16 protein-coding genes and 1 pseudogene are annotated in these 15,336 nt (G+C 61.1%); 5 read left to right on the forward strand and 12 right to left on the reverse strand.

The genetic code is table 11. From position 1 onward, the window contains the following. Positions 1-178: pseudogene (locus FH061_RS00005) on the reverse strand (branched-chain amino acid ABC transporter substrate-binding protein); the annotation flags it as partial. 76 nt (positions 179-254) lie between these two features. Further along, on the reverse strand, positions 255-770 hold the full coding sequence (locus FH061_RS00010) for a hypothetical protein (RefSeq protein WP_151631744.1): 516 nt from the start codon (positions 768-770) through the stop codon (positions 255-257). A gap of 274 nt (positions 771-1,044) precedes the next feature. Between FH061_RS00010 and FH061_RS00015 the strand changes: the two genes are divergently transcribed. The 4 genes from FH061_RS00015 (at position 1,045) to FH061_RS00030 (ending at position 4,629) form a co-directional block, all read left to right on the forward strand. Next, positions 1,045-1,902 (forward strand): helix-turn-helix domain-containing protein, encoded by an 858-nt coding sequence (locus FH061_RS00015; RefSeq protein WP_225984418.1) that lies wholly within the window; start codon positions 1,045-1,047, stop codon positions 1,900-1,902. Next, the gene (gene lipB / locus FH061_RS00020; RefSeq protein ID WP_151631746.1) at positions 1,899-2,558 is read left to right on the forward strand and encodes a lipoyl(octanoyl) transferase LipB; all 660 of its coding nucleotides are present in this window, start codon (positions 1,899-1,901) and stop codon (positions 2,556-2,558) included. The genes FH061_RS00015 and lipB overlap by 4 nt, the downstream gene beginning before the upstream one ends. Before the next feature lie 70 nt (positions 2,559-2,628). Further along, positions 2,629-3,609 (forward strand): lipoyl synthase, encoded by a 981-nt coding sequence (gene lipA, locus FH061_RS00025; RefSeq protein WP_151631748.1) that lies wholly within the window; start codon positions 2,629-2,631, stop codon positions 3,607-3,609. Between the two features lie 342 nt (positions 3,610-3,951). Beyond that, complete coding sequence (locus tag FH061_RS00030) at positions 3,952-4,629, forward strand: phosphatase PAP2 family protein (RefSeq protein ID WP_151631750.1); 678 nt, start codon at positions 3,952-3,954, stop codon at positions 4,627-4,629. Positions 4,630-4,750: 121 nt separating this feature from the next. Here the strand turns inward: FH061_RS00030 and FH061_RS00035 are convergent, their stop codons facing one another. From FH061_RS00035 to FH061_RS00065, 7 genes are all read right to left on the reverse strand, one after another. Then, on the reverse strand, positions 4,751-5,278 hold the full coding sequence (locus FH061_RS00035) for a TlpA family protein disulfide reductase (protein ID WP_151632888.1): 528 nt from the start codon (positions 5,276-5,278) through the stop codon (positions 4,751-4,753). Positions 5,279-5,361: 83 nt separating this feature from the next. Then, on the reverse strand, positions 5,362-5,796 hold the full coding sequence (locus FH061_RS00040; protein ID WP_151632890.1) for a DsrE family protein: 435 nt from the start codon (positions 5,794-5,796) through the stop codon (positions 5,362-5,364). A 132-nt stretch (positions 5,797-5,928) separates the two neighbouring features. Then, positions 5,929-6,501, reverse strand: coding sequence for a LemA family protein (locus tag FH061_RS00045; protein ID WP_151631752.1), 573 nt, complete (start codon positions 6,499-6,501; stop codon positions 5,929-5,931). Positions 6,502-6,601: 100 nt separating this feature from the next. Continuing rightward, a complete protein-coding gene (locus FH061_RS00050) occupies positions 6,602-7,240 on the reverse strand; it encodes a BON domain-containing protein (protein ID WP_151631754.1) in 639 nt (212 codons plus the stop codon). Next, positions 7,233-7,829 (reverse strand): phosphoheptose isomerase, encoded by a 597-nt coding sequence (locus tag FH061_RS00055; protein WP_151631756.1) that lies wholly within the window; start codon positions 7,827-7,829, stop codon positions 7,233-7,235. The genes FH061_RS00050 and FH061_RS00055 overlap by 8 nt, the downstream gene beginning before the upstream one ends. Positions 7,830-7,939: 110 nt before the next feature. Further along, positions 7,940-8,311 (reverse strand): YraN family protein, encoded by a 372-nt coding sequence (locus FH061_RS00060; protein WP_151631758.1) that lies wholly within the window; start codon positions 8,309-8,311, stop codon positions 7,940-7,942. After that, the gene (locus tag FH061_RS00065; protein ID WP_192804827.1) at positions 8,311-9,555 is read right to left on the reverse strand and encodes a penicillin-binding protein activator; all 1,245 of its coding nucleotides are present in this window, start codon (positions 9,553-9,555) and stop codon (positions 8,311-8,313) included. The genes FH061_RS00060 and FH061_RS00065 overlap by 1 nt, the downstream gene beginning before the upstream one ends. Before the next feature lie 10 nt (positions 9,556-9,565). On the opposite strand from FH061_RS00065, the gene rsmI reads away from it, so the two are divergent. Further along, positions 9,566-10,474, forward strand: a complete 909-nt coding sequence (gene rsmI, locus FH061_RS00070) for a 16S rRNA (cytidine(1402)-2'-O)-methyltransferase (RefSeq protein WP_404822392.1) — start codon at positions 9,566-9,568, stop codon at positions 10,472-10,474. Positions 10,475-10,513: 39 nt separating this feature from the next. Here rsmI and FH061_RS00075 read toward each other — a convergent pair whose 3' ends face one another. The 3 genes from FH061_RS00075 to mrdA form a co-directional block, all read right to left on the reverse strand. After that, complete coding sequence (locus tag FH061_RS00075; RefSeq protein WP_151631763.1) at positions 10,514-11,677, reverse strand: septal ring lytic transglycosylase RlpA family protein; 1,164 nt, start codon at positions 11,675-11,677, stop codon at positions 10,514-10,516. A 395-nt stretch (positions 11,678-12,072) separates the two neighbouring features. Continuing rightward, a complete protein-coding gene (gene rodA, locus FH061_RS00080; RefSeq protein ID WP_225984419.1) occupies positions 12,073-13,197 on the reverse strand; it encodes a rod shape-determining protein RodA in 1,125 nt (374 codons plus the stop codon). Beyond that, complete coding sequence (gene mrdA / locus FH061_RS00085) at positions 13,197-15,203, reverse strand: penicillin-binding protein 2 (protein WP_151631765.1); 2,007 nt, start codon at positions 15,201-15,203, stop codon at positions 13,197-13,199. The genes rodA and mrdA overlap by 1 nt, the downstream gene beginning before the upstream one ends. Between the last annotated feature and the right edge of the window lie 133 nt (positions 15,204-15,336).

A 15,336-nucleotide genomic window follows, 5' to 3' on the forward strand; every position in this document is an offset into this window, starting at 1 on the left:
TGAGTTCATCGATGGCCATGCGGGCGCCGTATTCGTTGTCTTTACCCAGGTGTGCGATGGCGCCGGAGATCGGGCCGACGTGGCCGATCTTGACGACCTGTTCCTGTGCCGAAGCTGCGCCTGCGAAGGCGAAAGCGATTGCACCGGCCAACGGAATCATTTTTGTAGTGAACTGCATGGTGTTGCCTCCTAAGATTGAACAGGTAATGGTGCTGCAAAGCTCGTCAGGCCGATGAGCCGGCCGGCAGATGGTTCTATGTCAGCGCCACGTCAAACGAACTGCCCGTGAATGCGGGACGGGATGTGCGACGCGGGGCTGGAAACATGCCGGCTGCGCTGATTTTCAGCCGGTCAAGTGAAAACTGGCGCAAATGTTTGAACACGCTTTGATTTATCGCAATCATCGCCTGCATGACCAGCAGGTCGACATCGTTCGGCGTGCGGTCCGCGCCAGCCTTGCCGGGTGCCTTGCGTGTCTGCTGCTCGGCCAGCACGCAGCGGAACACGTCTTCCAGCGTGACCATGCTGGCATCGCAGGTCAGCATCCAGCGCTCGGGCGCGCGCGGATCCGGCATCAGCAGACTGGAACGGACCAGTCCCGCGCACAGCTTGGCGAGCTCGCGGGCCGGGCGGCCGGTTTCTTCTTCGAGCTGGGTGATGCTGACGGAACGGGGGGCGCTCGAAACGAGCTTGGCGAGAATCTCGGTGGTGGCGAAAAAGCGGTCGTGCAATGCGCCGTTGCCGAGAATGTAATCTTCTACGGTAGTCATGGTGTCTCCTTTTTGAGGTCAACCCGCCTCGCGCGCTGCCGGTTCGTGGCCGGTTGTGCATGATGCGGTTGCTTCGTCGGCATGCGTTGGTTGTTTTCCTGCTTTTTTAATTGCCTTCATGGTGAAAAGGCGCATGCAACTTGGATCGCAACTTTAGGGAGAAATTGTCCTAAATGCCATTTCGCTATTTGGCGCGACTTGATGCTGGTTGATGCTAATATAGCGTCAACCAGCGACACGTTGCTTATACACGGCTTTAGAAACAGGAAAATTCTTGGCACCCGGAAACACTTCCCCCTCCATCGTCAGGGCGGCGCACCCCGCGCAGCGGGAATTCTGCGAAAACCTGCGCATGCTGTGCAGCTACTATCGGTCGGTCGCCGACGTCTGCCGCAAGCTCAACCTCAATCGCGCCCAGTTCAACCGCTACCTGAACGGCACCAGCAAGCCTTCGAGCCATACGCTGGAGCGCATCTGCGACTTCTTCGGCGTGGAGCCGGCTGAAATCTATCTTCCGCGCGAGCACTTTCATCAGATCGTGCAGGTCCGCCCCAAGCAGCGCACCGAGCGCACGGTCTTCAGCGACCATATCGCGCTCCTGCAGCATCAGAGCACCGGCAAGTTCGACAAGTACCTCGGCTACTACTACGAGTACTACAAGTCGATGAGCGCGCCGGGCAAGGTGCTGCGCGGACTGGTGCATATCTTCCTGCATGACGGCGCGGTCTATCATGAGCGGCTGGAGCGCTTTCCGCAGCATGCCAATCTCGACCAGACCTACAAGTGCAAGTATGTCGGCGGCACCTTCTATCTCAACGACCGCATTTTCCTGATCGATTACGAGTCGCTGACCGGCAACGAGATCGCCCAGACCATCCTGTTCCCGACCTACAAGAACAAGGTGGCGCGCCTGTCGGGCCTGATGCTGGGCGTCGCCGCCAGCAGCCAGCGCTCGATCGCCTGCGCCCGGGTCGTGTTCGAATTCCTGGGCAAGTCCATCGACGTGCGCAAGGCCATGCGCCTGTGCGGCCTGTTCGATCCGCACCAGGGGGAGATCGATCCCACCATCCTCAAGGCGATCGACAATTCTCCCCACAAGGACCAGAACCACTTCTACACGATTCCCCTATGACCGCCACGCTGCCTTCCCTGCGCCGCCCGCACCTGGTCGAGCGCGGCATCGAATCCTACGAGACCACGTTCGCGGCCATGCGCGCCTTCACCGATGCCCGCCATGCCGATACGCCGGACCAATTGTGGCTGGTCGAGCATCCGCCGGTCTATACCCTCGGTCTCGGCGCCGATCCTTCGCATGTGCTGGACGCCCACGGCATTCCCGTGATCCAGACCGACCGCGGCGGCGAAGTCACCTTTCACGGTCCCGGCCAGGCGATTGTCTATTTGCTCATGGATTTGCGGCGCCGGCCCGGCGCCAGGCTGTTCGCCCGCGAGTTCGTCCAGAAAATCGAGCAGTCGGTCATCGAAACCCTGCAGGCGTATAATCTTTGCGGTGAACGCAAGCCCGGCGCGCCCGGCATCTACATGGCCGACGGGCCCTGGAAAGGCGCCAAGATTGCGGCGCTCGGCCTGAAGGTGCGCGGAAACGGCTGCACCTACCATGGCGTCTCGCTGAATGTATCGATGGACCTTGCTCCCTTTTCCTGGATCAATCCCTGCGGTTATGAAGGCCTGGCCACGGTGGACATGAAGGCCGCCGGAATCGAAGCGCCGCTGACCGAAGTCCGGTCCCGGCTCGCCGGCAAGCTGACCGAATTATTGACTGCCTGAACTCTTACTCTGTCGTCCCGGCGCCGACCGCGCCAGCTGACATACCACAACCGACAAAGCGACCCGCACGATGACTACCGAAAAAGAAGCCCTTGCCACCCCGGCCCCTGCTTACAATCCCAGCGAAAAGCAGAAGGGCGCTGGCAAGACGGCCCGCATTCCGATCAAGATCATTCCGGCAGAAAAGCTCGCCAAGCCGGACTGGATCCGGGTCAAGGCGGCATCGCCGACCACGCGCTTCTACGAAATCAAGGACATCCTGCGCGCCAACAAGCTGGTGACGGTGTGCGAGGAAGCCAGCTGCCCGAACATCGGCGAATGCTTCGGCAAGGGCACGGCGACTTTCATGATCATGGGCGACAAGTGCACCCGCCGCTGCCCGTTCTGCGATGTCGGCCATGGCCGCCCCGACCCGCTCGATCCGAACGAGCCGGAGAATCTTGCGAAGACGATTGCCCAGCTCAAGCTCAGCTATGTGGTGATCACGTCGGTCGACCGCGACGACCTGCGCGATGGCGGCGCCGGCCATTTCGCCGATTGCATCCGCCGCGTGCGCGAGCTGTCGCCGATCACCCGCATCGAAGTGCTGACACCCGACTTCCGCGGCCGCATGGACCGCGCGCTGGAAATCCTCAAGGCCGCGCCGCCGGATGTGATGAACCACAATCTGGAAACCGTGCCGCGCCTTTACAAGGAAGCCCGCCCCGGATCGGATTATGCATATTCCTTGAACTTGCTCAAGCGCTTCAAGGAACTGCATCCGGAAGTTCCCACCAAGTCCGGCATCATGGTCGGCCTCGGCGAGACCGACGAGGAAATCCTGCAAGTGATGCGCGACCTGCGCGCGCACAATGTCGACATGCTTACCATCGGCCAGTACCTGATGCCCTCGGGCGATCACTTGCCGGTTCGCCGCTATGTGCATCCCGACACTTTCAAGATGTTCGAAGAAGAAGCCTACAAGATGGGCTTCGTTCATGCCGCTGTCGGTGCGATGGTGCGCAGTTCCTACCATGCGGACCAGCAGGCGCATGGCGCCGGCGTGGTCTGACTCATTCCTCTTCCCATCTCTTTCGGCACGCCGGCGTTTCGCGAGGCGTGCCGATGTCTCCAAACCACCACGCATTCGCCGCTGCCTGTTGCTGCCTTGAGCAGAATTAATAAGTCCCTGAAGTGAATCGCAGAGAATTTCTTTACCATGCACGGAAGCGCCTCAGCGACCCGAGCATGGCGGCGCTTGCCCGAAGAAGCGTAGCGGCGCTTTCCGATGCGAATGGGAATGGGTATATACCTTTCAGGGAATGCACCAGCCTTCTCGCTCGGCGCCTCGCGTAACAACCCGGTTACAAATGATCATGAACTTCTCTTTGATGCATCTGCCCTATCGGTATCTATGATTGACTGGAATGAAATTACTCGATTTGGCGATGTCACCATCACCTCGTTCGCCGCACTGGCGATTTCGGCATGGCTGCTTGCTGAAAATGAAAACAAGCTAGCCTTGTGCTGGAGCTTGCTGTTCGCCATGGGCATGGCGGTCGTCATTGCCACCAAGATGGCTTTCATCGGCTGGGGCATTGGCATCCGTTCCATCGACTTCGCCGGCTTCAGCGGCCACGCCATGCGCGCGACCGCAGTGCTGCCGGTGCTCTTCTACCTCATGCTGGAAAAAGCGCCCCGGCCCCTGCGCGCATTCGGCGCGATCTTCGGTCTGGGCTTCGGCGCCGTCGTCGGTATCTCCCGCATTGCGGTGCATGCCCACTCCGCATCGGAAGTCATCGCCGGTTGTATGCTGGGCGCGGCCGTCAGCATCAGCTTCATCTGGGTCGCCGGCACGACGCTGCGAAAGCAGGTGTTCAATCCGGTGCGCGTGGTGCTCAGCGCGCTGGCTCTGCTGACCGCACCCTATGTGCATCCCGCTCCGACCCAGCAATGGCTGACCTCGCTGACGCTTTACTTCAGCGGACACGACGAACCCTTTCCGCGCAAGGAATGGCAGCAATTGAAGCCAAGGCTCAGCGCCGCGTCATCTTCGCCGGAAGACAATGCGGATGCTCAAGCGACTCATTGATGGGCTTTGTATCGGCGGCGGTACCAATCCGAAATCAAAGGGGCGAATCGGAGAGAAGAATGACCGACAATAAAAAAGCGCCGTCAGGCGCTTTTTTATTGTGCTTCATCTGTCCGGGAAATCAGGCAGCCAGCGCTTTTTCCAGTAACTGGTGCAGGGCGGCGAAATCCGGTTCGCCTACATAGCGCTTGATGATGTTGCCCTTCTTGTCGATCACGTAAGTCGTCGGCGTCAGCTTGACGTCATCAAACGATTTGGCCACGTCGCCCTTGCTGTCGAGCGCGACATGGAAAGGCAGGTTGCGCGTCTGCGCATAGTTGAGCACGTAGTTTGGCGGGTCATAACTCATGGCCACGGCCACGAAGTCCAGTCCCTTGCCCTTGTATTTTTCATAGGTCTGCACCATGTGCGGCATTTCCTTGACACAGGTCGTGCAGCTGGTTGCCCAGAAATTCACCATGACGACCTTGCCGCGCAGACTCTGCATGGTCAGTTGCTGACCATTGATGGCATTGAAGGTCACATCCGGTGCGGCCTTCGTGCTGGACAGGGAAAAATAACCGGTCACGGCAAGGGCCGCGATGATGACCGCTCCGAGGAGCTTGATCCAGGTGCGGTTGCGCGGCGGGGAAGAGGATGCGGCGTTCATGGCGGGCGTCGATTTTGCGTTGATAAACAAGGACATTATAGTCTCATGCCTTCCCGGCGGCTCCGTGCCTTGCGTTTGTTGTCTCAGGGACGGATATAGACGTAGCCTTCCTTGGCCTGCAATCGCGCCAGTTCCACCACGCCTGCCGTAACGATCTTGGCTTCGGGCAACAACTGCGACACCGGCACATCGTGGGCAGTGAGCGTATTGCCGCAGACGCGGAACTCCACGCCTTGCTCCGCCAGGGCCTTGACCTGTGCGTCGAACGGCTTGCCGCTGCGCTCCTTGGCGTTGGCCAGCAGGAAACGGATGCCGTCGCCGTTGGCAACGACAACGATCCGGGTGGCCGGCTCGGCACGCAGATGATTGCGGATGTTGCCCATCGCTCTGGCCGCCTGGTCGATGCCGTCGGCGAGGTGATAGACCACTTTCGTTTCTTCGGCGGCATGCGCGGGCATGGCGGCAAGCAGCAATGCCGGTGCCATGCCGGCAAGTATTTTGAGTACGTTTCGTCGCATCATGATCGGAGACTGTTGGGCAGGAATCGAATGGGTGCGAACGCGCTTATGCGCGCATGCACAGCGGAAGGCAGATGATAATCCCGTTAGCGAGAATGCGCCGGCAAGGCACGGCTGGCGATCGTCCAGGCATCAGACCTGGTTGCGCCGGACCTGGATCAGGCCCATCGGGGCAGCCGGTGTGAATGCAAAGATGATGGCGATCAGTACGCCGGGAAAGAGTTTGCGGACGGTGTTGTAATGCTGGGTACTGTCGTTATAGGCGTCACGCAGGAAGCCGATCTGCGTGTTCAGCGCCGCCATCTGATCGACCAGACTGGCGAGCGGCGCATTGACGGCGAGATTGCCCTTGCTTCTGCAGGCCGTGAACAGGCTGCCCAGTGCGATATCGAGTTCTCCCTCCGCCTTCGCCAGGTGAAGCACCGCATCCCGGCTGAAGGGCGACACGGCTGGGGCAGCAAGTGCTTCCTGTGCCTGGTTGCGTGCCTTGATCACGCTTTCCATCAAGTCCCTTTCCTCGTTGAGATAGGCGCGCGCAGTCTCGACAAGAACCGGGACATGCTCATGGCGTTGTTTCAAGGGGCTCCCGAGCCTGGTGAAGGCTTCCCGTACCTGCCGCTGCAGGACGAGCAGGCGCTTGTAGGCGCCGACAGCCCAGGAAAGGATGAGGAGCGCCAGCAGTACGCCGGCGATAATGCTTTCCATGTCAGTTCTCCGAATGAAAAAAGCCGCAAACCGGTGAGATTTGCGGCCCGCTGTGGAAACTGCGGCAACTGCCGGAAGTGCGCATTGCCCTGGTCAATGCCTACCTGCTTTGCGCGTCCGAAGTTTTCGTCAGCTGGCGGTAATCCTCTTCGGAGATGTATTCGAACACCTTCACCACCTTTTGCACGCCGCTGATGTTGCTGGCGACTTCGGCGGCGAGCTGGCCTTCGCGCTGCGTGACCCGGCCCATCAGGTAGACGATGCCGCGTTCGGTCACCACCTTGATGGAATTGGCATACAGGTCGCGCGTATCGACGAACGCAGCCTTGACCCTTCCGGTCAGCAGCGAATCGTTGGAGCGCGATGTGAAACTCGAGACGCCGGCGATTTCCAGATCGTTCACAACCGACTGTACGCCTTCGATGGCGCTGACTTCGCGCTCGACGGCAGCCTTCATGGCTTCATCGCGGACTTCGCCGGTCAGCAGCACCTTGCGGTTGAAGCTGGCGACATTGACATGCCCTGCATTGCCGACCAGGCTGGAGACGCGTCCCTCGCCCTTGAAGACGATGGCCTTGTCCTCGGTCTGCGCGCCGAAAGTCCGGCGGTCTGTCGCCGCCAGCGTGCCGACGACGGCGCTGCCGACGGCCATTTCTACACAGCCCTGCAAGCTGGCTGCCACGGTGCCGCACAATACGAGCGCGGCAAGCGGACGTGTGAAGCGCGTCCAGTTATTCATCCGGTTCCTCCCCAAATAAAGCGACGTCAATGCCGTCGCACAAACAATGAATGGTCAGCAAGTGCACTTCCTGGATGCGCGCGGTGCGGTCGTGCGGCACGCAGATGTGCACGTCGGCATCGGTGAGCAGCCGCCCGATGGCGCCGCCGCCCTTGCCGGTCAGGGCAATGACGCGCATGTCGCGTTCAAGCGCCGCTTCCACCGCCGCCAGCACATTGGCCGAATTGCCGGAAGTCGACAGCGCCAGCAGAATGTCGCCCGCCTGGCCGAAAGCCTGCACCTGCTTGCTGAAGATGTCATTAAAGCTATAGTCGTTGCCGACCGCGGTCATGATCGAGGTATCGGTGGTGAGCGCCAGCGCCGGCAGCGGCAGGCGTTCCCGCTCGAAGCGGCCGACCAGTTCGGCGGCGAAATGCTGGCAGTCCGCCGCCGATCCTCCATTCCCGCACGCAAGTATCTTGTTGCCGTTAGACAATGCGGAGAACATGAGTTCCACGGCTTCGGCAATGGGTTGCGAAAGCGCGGCGGCGGCGCGCTGCTTGAGTTCGGCACTTTCCTGGAAGTGCGCCTGGATGCGTTGGTTTGTCATGATGCAGGGGATTATAGTGCAGGCAGGAAGCGGAGTCCTGCCTGTGTTACCCATGGAAAGAATGGAAATGCCTGCTTCAACGCAAGGTGATGGGAAAGTGGAAACGCGGTTCAGGATTCGATGGCATTGCGAATCCAGTTCAAGCGTTCACCATCGATGGCAACTACATCGAACCGGCATGGCGGCACGGTACGCAATGACTGGAGATATACCTGTGCCGCAATGGTGAGCCGTGCCTGTTTCCGATGTCCTACGCTGGCCGCGGCGTCGCCGAAGCGGCCGGGCGCACGTTTCCTGACCTCCACGAACACGAGGACGGAATTGTCCTTCATGATGAGATCGATTTCCCCGCCCTTGCAACGGAAATTGCGCTGCAGCAGCGACAGGCCCTGCTGCTCGAGATAGGCCAGCGCGCGGGTCTCGCCTGCATCGCCTTCCAGCTGCTTGCTGGTGCGTGTTGCAACACGTTTGAACAGCGGCATCAGCGCTGCGCCTCCAGCGGAACGACGCTGCCGCTGCGATAGACGGCGCGCTCCGCGCTGCGCTGAAGCCGCGCCTGCTGCGACGAGACTTGCACCGTCAGCCGGCCGGTCACGCCATCCAGTTCGAATTCACTCTGTTGCGCGGCGACTTCCCGCGCGACGCGGTAGGCGTCGATACCCAGCGCATACAGCCGTTCCATATCCGCCGTGCGCGGCAAATCTGCTGCTGCGGTTGGCCTTGCATAGATCGCAACCGCGGGGTGTTCCGGATCGATCTGCCAAGGAATGTCCAGCAGTCGGATGCCATCCATGTCGCTCATGCGCTCCGCAGTATCGCGACCGGAAAACGGAACGGGGTTGAGCTGCGACGTGCCATACAGCGGCATCTGCGGGCCCATGACGGCGCGTACCTGGCGAGCCTGTTGCGCATCCAGTGCGGCGAAAATGAAGGCCGGCACATCGGCAAGTTCCTTTTTCAGCTGCAGCAGCGTTCTGCCGTTAACAAAGCCGTCACTCGATGCAAGTTCGACTGTCTGCAGCTCACTTTGCTGCTTCTGCTGTTTCTGCTGTTTCAGCCACTGCACTTCAAACGCCTTGACGGCGCGTCGCTGCCATGACGCTCCCGCATGCAGCAGCACCGCCTTCTTGCCGGCATTGTCGCGGCCGGCCCAGTCTGCGATCTGCCGCGCTTCGTCCTCGATGGCCAGTCCCATTACCAGCATCCGGGATGGCAAGGGAGCGGAGGCCTCGGGCTGGGTGTCCGGCGCTGTCAATGCGATTGTCGGCCTGCTGATGTTGCCGGACTGCGCCAGCGCCGCAACAGCGCTGCGCGACAACGGGCCCACCACGAGATCGGCCTGCCCGGCGACGATGCGGTAGCGTTCGACGACTTCCTGTGCGACATCGCCGCTGTCGACGAGTTGAATAGCGACGCCATCCGGTTCATGTTCGTGGGCCGCCTGCATGCCGGCGCGGACGGCATCCGCCGCCTGGCGAAAGATGTCGGAAGAGATGGGCAGGAAGAGTGCGATCTGCAAAGGTTTTGGTGCCGGGAGAGGTGGCGGATCGCGCGGGATGGACAAGTCGGTTTGCGCAATCTGCAGAGGAGCCGGCTGCCGATAAGGCGCATGCGCAGCATCGGCGACAGGAGAGAGAAGGTTGACGGTTGTGTTTGCGGACAGGGGAAGGCAAAATCCACCCAGCATCCATGCCAGCACGCCCGATCCTGCCCAACGGCTCAACATCTTTCCCCCCATGACATCTACCCTGCCAAATTCGCCGCCTTTTCCATCCATCATGCAGGAGGTGTCGCAGCAAGTTTATCCTTTGTCTACATTATATGTGGTCGCCACTCCCATCGGAAACACCGGCGACATCACCTTGCGCGCTCTCAATGTACTGTCGATCGCGGATGCCATTGCCTGTGAAGACACCCGCAATACCGCTCATCTGCTGGGGCGTTACGGCCTGTCCAAGGAACTGATCGCCGCACATGAGCACAATGAGCGGGAGGCGGCCGAGAAGCTGGTCTCCCGCCTCCAGGCGGGGCAGCGCATTGCGCTGGTCTCGGACGCGGGCACGCCCGCGGTCTCGGATCCCGGCGCGCGCATCGTGGATGCCGTGCGCGCGGCAGGATTGCGCGTGATGCCCTTGCCCGGCGCGTCGGCGGCCGTCACCGCGCTGTCGGCGGGCGGTTTGCTGCATGAGCGCTTTTACTTCGTCGGCTTCCTGCCTGCAAAGGCGAAGCAGCGTGAACAGTCGCTGCAGGAACTGCTGGGCGTCACCGCCACGCTGGTCTTCTATGAAGCGCCGCACCGGATTGCGGAAACCGCGGCAGCCCTCGCGAAGGTGCTCGGGCCGGATCGCCAGGTCGTGTTTGCGCGCGAACTGACAAAGCTGTTCGAGGAAATCCACCGCTGTCCGCTGCAGGATGCCAGCGCCTGGGTCACGGCGAATGCGAACCGGGAAAAGGGCGAATACGTATTGCTGGTCGAGGGCGCCGCCGGCGCTTCCTCGGCAGACGATGCCGAAACCGACCGCATCCTCTCCGTCCTGCTTGCCGAACTTCCCGTGAAGCAGGCGGCCGCACTGGCGGCGCAGATCAGCGGCAAGAAAAAGAATGCGCTGTACGAGCGCGCGCTGCAATTGAAGCAGGATGCCTGAAGCCGCCCGGTGTCCGGACATGCAGTTGCAAGGCGGCGGTCAGCGCTGCACGATCATGGCCTTGATGCCGGCGTCTTCCTGGACCTGGGCAGCCACCGCGGCGGCTTCCGATCTGCTGGCGAAAGGACCGCCATACAGACGATGGATATTGCCGCTGACAATGACTTCCATCGGCACTCCGGTGGCGGCCTGCGCCAATTTCATGCGCACCGCTTCGGCATTGGAGGCCTGCGAATAGGCGCCCAGCTGCAGGTAGTACCCGGTAGTGGCGTTTTTGGCGCCAGGCGCGGAGATGGTTTGCACCGCGCCATTGACTGCCATGCTTGCCGGGGCCGGTGCGGCAGTTGCCGGGACGTCGGGCAAGGTGAAGGTGGAAATGTTATTCGATACCAGCACGGGACGTGCCTCCGTTGCTGAAGTAGCCAAGGGAGCCACAGCTGCCGTGGTGGCCGCAGCGGTCACGACGGCACCGGACACGGCCATTGGAGATGCTTGCATTGCCGGTACGCTGCTTGCCTGCGGAACCGGATTATTCCTTGCGGAAGCCATCCGGATAATCTCTTCCGGCAGCAGGCGCTCCACTTCAAGCTCGCTGCTGCCGCTGCCCAGATAACCAAGTTTCAGCGCCGCCGTATACGAAAGATCGATGATGCGGTTGGAATGGAACGGGCCCCGGTCATTGACGCGCACGATCACCTGCCTGCCGTTCGAGACGTTGGTCACCCTGACATACGAGGGAATCGGCAGCGTCGGATGCGCCGCCGTCATCTTGTACATGTCGTACAGCTCGCCGGAGGAGGTTTTCTGCCCGTGAAACTTCTTGCCGTACCAGCTGCCGATACCGCGCTGCCTGAACGGCCTTTCGTCGGAGATGGGCACATAGGTCTTGCCGAAGACGACATAGGGACGCATGTTGCGCGGGTAGTAGGGCTCGATCTTCGGTTCGGCATCCGGCGTGTCGAGCAGGCCTTCCGGCGGCGAGTCGCCGGGACCGTCATCCTTGTAATAACCTCCCCTGCCCGAGCCGGCGGGCGGAAGAGCCGGCAATGGCGTGCCGCTGCGCGCGATGGACTGGGGTTTGGCCGGTGCGGCTTCCGCCGCCGGCTGGGTATTGATGGGTGTACTGCTGCAGGCGATCAGCAGCAGAGGCGGCAAGCAGGCCGCAATGGATTTGGCAATACGCTGGTAACGAGGATGCGGCATTCGCGGGTCCATCGCTTTCTCCCTGAGGCTTTTTATTGAAGGGATGCGACGACCGAAGCCAGCGGATGGAGCGCCGAGGTGTAACGTTGCGCTCGAACTGGCGTTGCGGAAGCGGAGGTCTGTCGCAAGAGCAGTTTCAGCGTGACTGACGAAACAATACCGGAACGGATTGCCTGCCTGACAAGACGCGCCGATGCGCTCCTGCAGGTTCAAGCACACCATCGGCATACAGTCATACTGGAACTGCGCTAGTGCAGTGACATATCTCTATGTCACTGCAAATCGGCAACAGTTTGCCTCGGCAATGGATTTGCTGCAAGGACGGAATATTTTTGTTGCTTTTGAAAGAAAAACCGGCCGTCAGGCGACCGGTTTTTCTTGTGCAGCTGCCGTCGTCAGCTTTGCACCAGCTTGCGATGGCGCTGGATGCTCATCAGGATGCCCATGCCGAGGCCCAGCGTCACGAACGCCGTTCCGCCATAGCTCATGAACGGCAAGGGTACGCCGACCACCGGCAGAATGCCGCTGACCATGCCCATGTTGACGAACGCATAGGTAAAGAAAATCATCGTGATCGCGCCTGCCATCAGGCGGCTGAACACCGTCGGCGCATTGGCGGCGATAAACAGTCCGCGCGCAATCAGCATCAGGTACAGCACCAGCAGCACGCAATTGCCGATCAGTCCGAACTCTTCGGAAAAGACGGCGAACAGGAAGTCGCTGGTACGCTCGGGAATGAATTCGAGGTGGGCTTGCGTACCGCTGCGCCAGCCCTTTCCGGTGATGCCGCCGGAACCGATCGCAATCATCGACTGAATAATGTGGAAGCCCTTGCCCAGCGGGTCCGTGGTGGGATCGATCAGAGTCATGACGCGCTGGCGCTGGTAATCGTGCATCATGGACCACACCACTGGCAGACTCGCCATGCCCGCGATCGCCAGACCGAAAATGACCTTCCACGACAGGCCGGCAAGAAAGATGACATAGAACCCGGCAGCCATCACCAGCGTCGCCGTCCCCAGGTCGGGCTGCTTCATGATCAATGCCGCCGGAATGGCAAGCAGGATTGCGGCGAGCAGGAACTCCTGCCAGCGCAGCGATCCTTCGCGCTTCTGGAAGAACCAGGCCAGCATGAGCGGCACGGCGATCTTCATGATTTCCGACGGCTGGATGACGACGCCGACATTGACCCAGCGGCGCGCGCCCTTCTTGACGATGCCGAACATCGCCACAGCAACCAGCAAGGCAATGCCGACCGTGTACAGCGGCACCGCGAAGCGCATCAGGATTTGTGGCGGTACGCAGGCGGCGATCCACATTACCACGAAGGCAACGATGGTATTGCGCAGGTGGTCTTCGAAACGGCCGGGCGCGTCCATGCCCGCCGAGAACATGGCGGTGCAGCTGACCGAGAGAATCAGGAACAGCGTGAGCGTCAGCGGCACATCGAAGACCATGATGTAGCGCTTGATGATGGGCCAGACCGCTGGCCGTTCGTTACTGAATTGCATGGTAGCCATTAGTGCGCGTGCTCCTTGGCTGTCGCCGAAACGGGAATGACTGCGGCCGGCGCGCCCTGGCGGACCGACTGTTCCGGCCTGGGCTGCGCGCGCGCGGGCTGGGCAGGGGCGTGGCCATCGTTGAGGACCGGCGCGGTCTTGTCCTGCGCCGGGTCGGGGCGCTTGCCCAGCAGATGATAGTCGAGCACGATGCGCGAGATCGGCGCAGCGGCCTGGGCACCGAAGCCGGCATTCTCGACAATCACGGCCAGCGCAATGGTCGGATTGTCGGCCGGCGCGAATGTCATGTACCAGGAATGGTCGCGGTGGTGCTCCGCCATTTTCTTCGCGTCGTACTTTTCATTTTTCTTGATGCCGATCGCCTGCGCCGTTCCGGTCTTGCCGGCCGATACATACTGCGCCCCGGCGAACACGCGCGCGGAGGTACCTTCGCGGGTCACGCCGACCAATGCCTTCTTCACGAAGTCGATGTTTTCCTGCTTCAGCTTGATCCGCGCGCTCTCGCCATTGATGACTGGCGCCTTTTCCTTGGTGATGCTGTTTTCGATGGTCTTGACCAGATGCGGCTTCATCACGATGCCGTTGTTGGCCAGCGTGGCCGTGGCGTGCGCCAGCTGCAGCGGGGTGAAGGCGTTGTAGCCCTGTCCGATGCCGATCGAGATGGTTTCACCGGCGTACCACTTCTGCTGTTCGGGACGCTTGTAGGCCGCCCTCTTCCATGCGGTCGAAGGCAGCGTGCCGGCTCGCTCGTTCTCCAGGTCGATACCCGTAAGACGGCCGAAACCGAAGGGCTTCATGAAGTCATGGATGGTATCGACGCCAAGATCGTTGGCCAGAGTGTAGTAGTAGGTATTGCATGACTGGACGATCGACTTGTACATGTCGACCACGCCATGGCCGTCCACCTTGTCGTCGCGGAACTTGTGATTGCCGAACCAGAAATAGCCGGGGTCGGAAATCGCGTTGGCCGGGGTGCGCTTGCCGGTTTCCAGCGCCGCCAGCGCCATGAAGGGCTTGTAGGTCGAGCCCGGCGGATAGGTGCCGATCAGCGGACGGTTCAGCAGGGGACGGTCGATCGAGGTGTTCAGCTCGTCCCAGCTCAGCTGGTCGATGCCGTCGACGAACAGGTTGGGATCGAAGGTGGGCTTGGAGACATAAGCCAGCACGTCGCCCGTTGCCGGCTCGATCGCCACCAGCGCGCCGCGGCGGTCGCCGAAGGCTTCCTCGACGATCTTCTGCAGCTCGATGTCGATGGACAGGACCAGGTTGCTGCCCGGCGTGGCCGGAGTGCGCGACAGCGTGCGCACCGCGCGTCCGCCGGCCGAGACTTCGACTTCCTCATAGCCGGTAACGCCATGCAGGACGTTTTCATACTTCTTTTCCACGCCTTCCTTGCCGATATAGTCGGTGCCCATGTAGTTGGCGGCATCTTCGGAGTCGGCAATCTTTTCCGCGTCGCGCCGGTTGATGCGGCCGATATAGCCGATCACATGCGAGGCGGTCTCGCCGAGCGGATACTGGCGGAACAGACGCGCCTGGATCTCGACGCCGGGAAAACGGTAGCGCTGGGCGGTGAAGCGGGCCACCTCTTCATCGGTCAGGCGTGTACGGATCGGCACGCTTTCGAAGTTCTTTGCTTCTTCCTGCAGCCGGCGAAAGCGGCGGCGGTCCTTGGGCTGGATGTCGACCAGGGTCGACAGGTTGCCGATCACGACATCGAGCGGTTCGATGAGCTTGGAAGGCGTGATTTCAAGGGTGTATGCGGAGAAGTTGCGCGCCAGGACCACGCCGTTGCGGTCGAGGATCAGTCCCCGGTTGGGCACCACGGGCACGACCGAGATGCGGTTGTCTTCGGCCTGCGCCTGATAGTGATTATGGCGAACGATCTGCAGCCAGACAAAGCGCGAGACCAGCAGGCCGAAACAGATCAGCACGAACACGCCGGCGACCGAGAGCCGCAGGCGAAAGAGGTGCACTTCACGTTCTGTGTTTTTGAATTCGGTCATGTTCCATCTTGTGCCAGCGCCGTCATGGCGCCGGCACCATCACACTTGCCAGTTCCACAGCATTGCAAGCAGCAATGATGCGGGGAGAAAGGCGCCCGCGAGAGCGCTGTTGCATTCAATGTTCGAGGCCGGC

It is taken from the genome of Noviherbaspirillum aerium, assembly GCF_008929045.1.
Lineage (GTDB): Bacteria > Pseudomonadota > Gammaproteobacteria > Burkholderiales > Burkholderiaceae_D > Noviherbaspirillum > Noviherbaspirillum aerium.

Coding starts and splice junctions, on each gene's coding strand:
- FH061_RS00010 (WP_151631744.1), bottom strand. CDS start 770: ATGACTACCGTAGAAGATTACATTCTCGGCAACGGCGCATTGCACGAC.
- lipB (WP_151631746.1), top strand. CDS start 1,899: ATGACCGCCACGCTGCCTTCCCTGCGCCGCCCGCACCTGGTCGAGCGC.
- lipA (WP_151631748.1), top strand. CDS start 2,629: ATGACTACCGAAAAAGAAGCCCTTGCCACCCCGGCCCCTGCTTACAAT.
- FH061_RS00030 (WP_151631750.1), top strand. CDS start 3,952: ATGATTGACTGGAATGAAATTACTCGATTTGGCGATGTCACCATCACC.
- FH061_RS00035 (WP_151632888.1), bottom strand. CDS start 5,278: ATGAACGCCGCATCCTCTTCCCCGCCGCGCAACCGCACCTGGATCAAG.
- FH061_RS00040 (WP_151632890.1), bottom strand. CDS start 5,796: ATGCGACGAAACGTACTCAAAATACTTGCCGGCATGGCACCGGCATTG.
- FH061_RS00045 (WP_151631752.1), bottom strand. CDS start 6,501: ATGGAAAGCATTATCGCCGGCGTACTGCTGGCGCTCCTCATCCTTTCC.
- FH061_RS00050 (WP_151631754.1), bottom strand. CDS start 7,240: ATGAATAACTGGACGCGCTTCACACGTCCGCTTGCCGCGCTCGTATTG.
- FH061_RS00055 (WP_151631756.1), bottom strand. CDS start 7,829: ATGACAAACCAACGCATCCAGGCGCACTTCCAGGAAAGTGCCGAACTC.
- FH061_RS00060 (WP_151631758.1), bottom strand. CDS start 8,311: ATGCCGCTGTTCAAACGTGTTGCAACACGCACCAGCAAGCAGCTGGAA.
- FH061_RS00065 (WP_192804827.1), bottom strand. CDS start 9,555: ATGTTGAGCCGTTGGGCAGGATCGGGCGTGCTGGCATGGATGCTGGGT.
- rsmI (WP_404822392.1), top strand. CDS start 9,566: ATGACATCTACCCTGCCAAATTCGCCGCCTTTTCCATCCATCATGCAG.
- FH061_RS00075 (WP_151631763.1), bottom strand. CDS start 11,677: ATGCCGCATCCTCGTTACCAGCGTATTGCCAAATCCATTGCGGCCTGC.
- rodA (WP_225984419.1), bottom strand. CDS start 13,197: ATGGCTACCATGCAATTCAGTAACGAACGGCCAGCGGTCTGGCCCATC.
- mrdA (WP_151631765.1), bottom strand. CDS start 15,203: ATGACCGAATTCAAAAACACAGAACGTGAAGTGCACCTCTTTCGCCTG.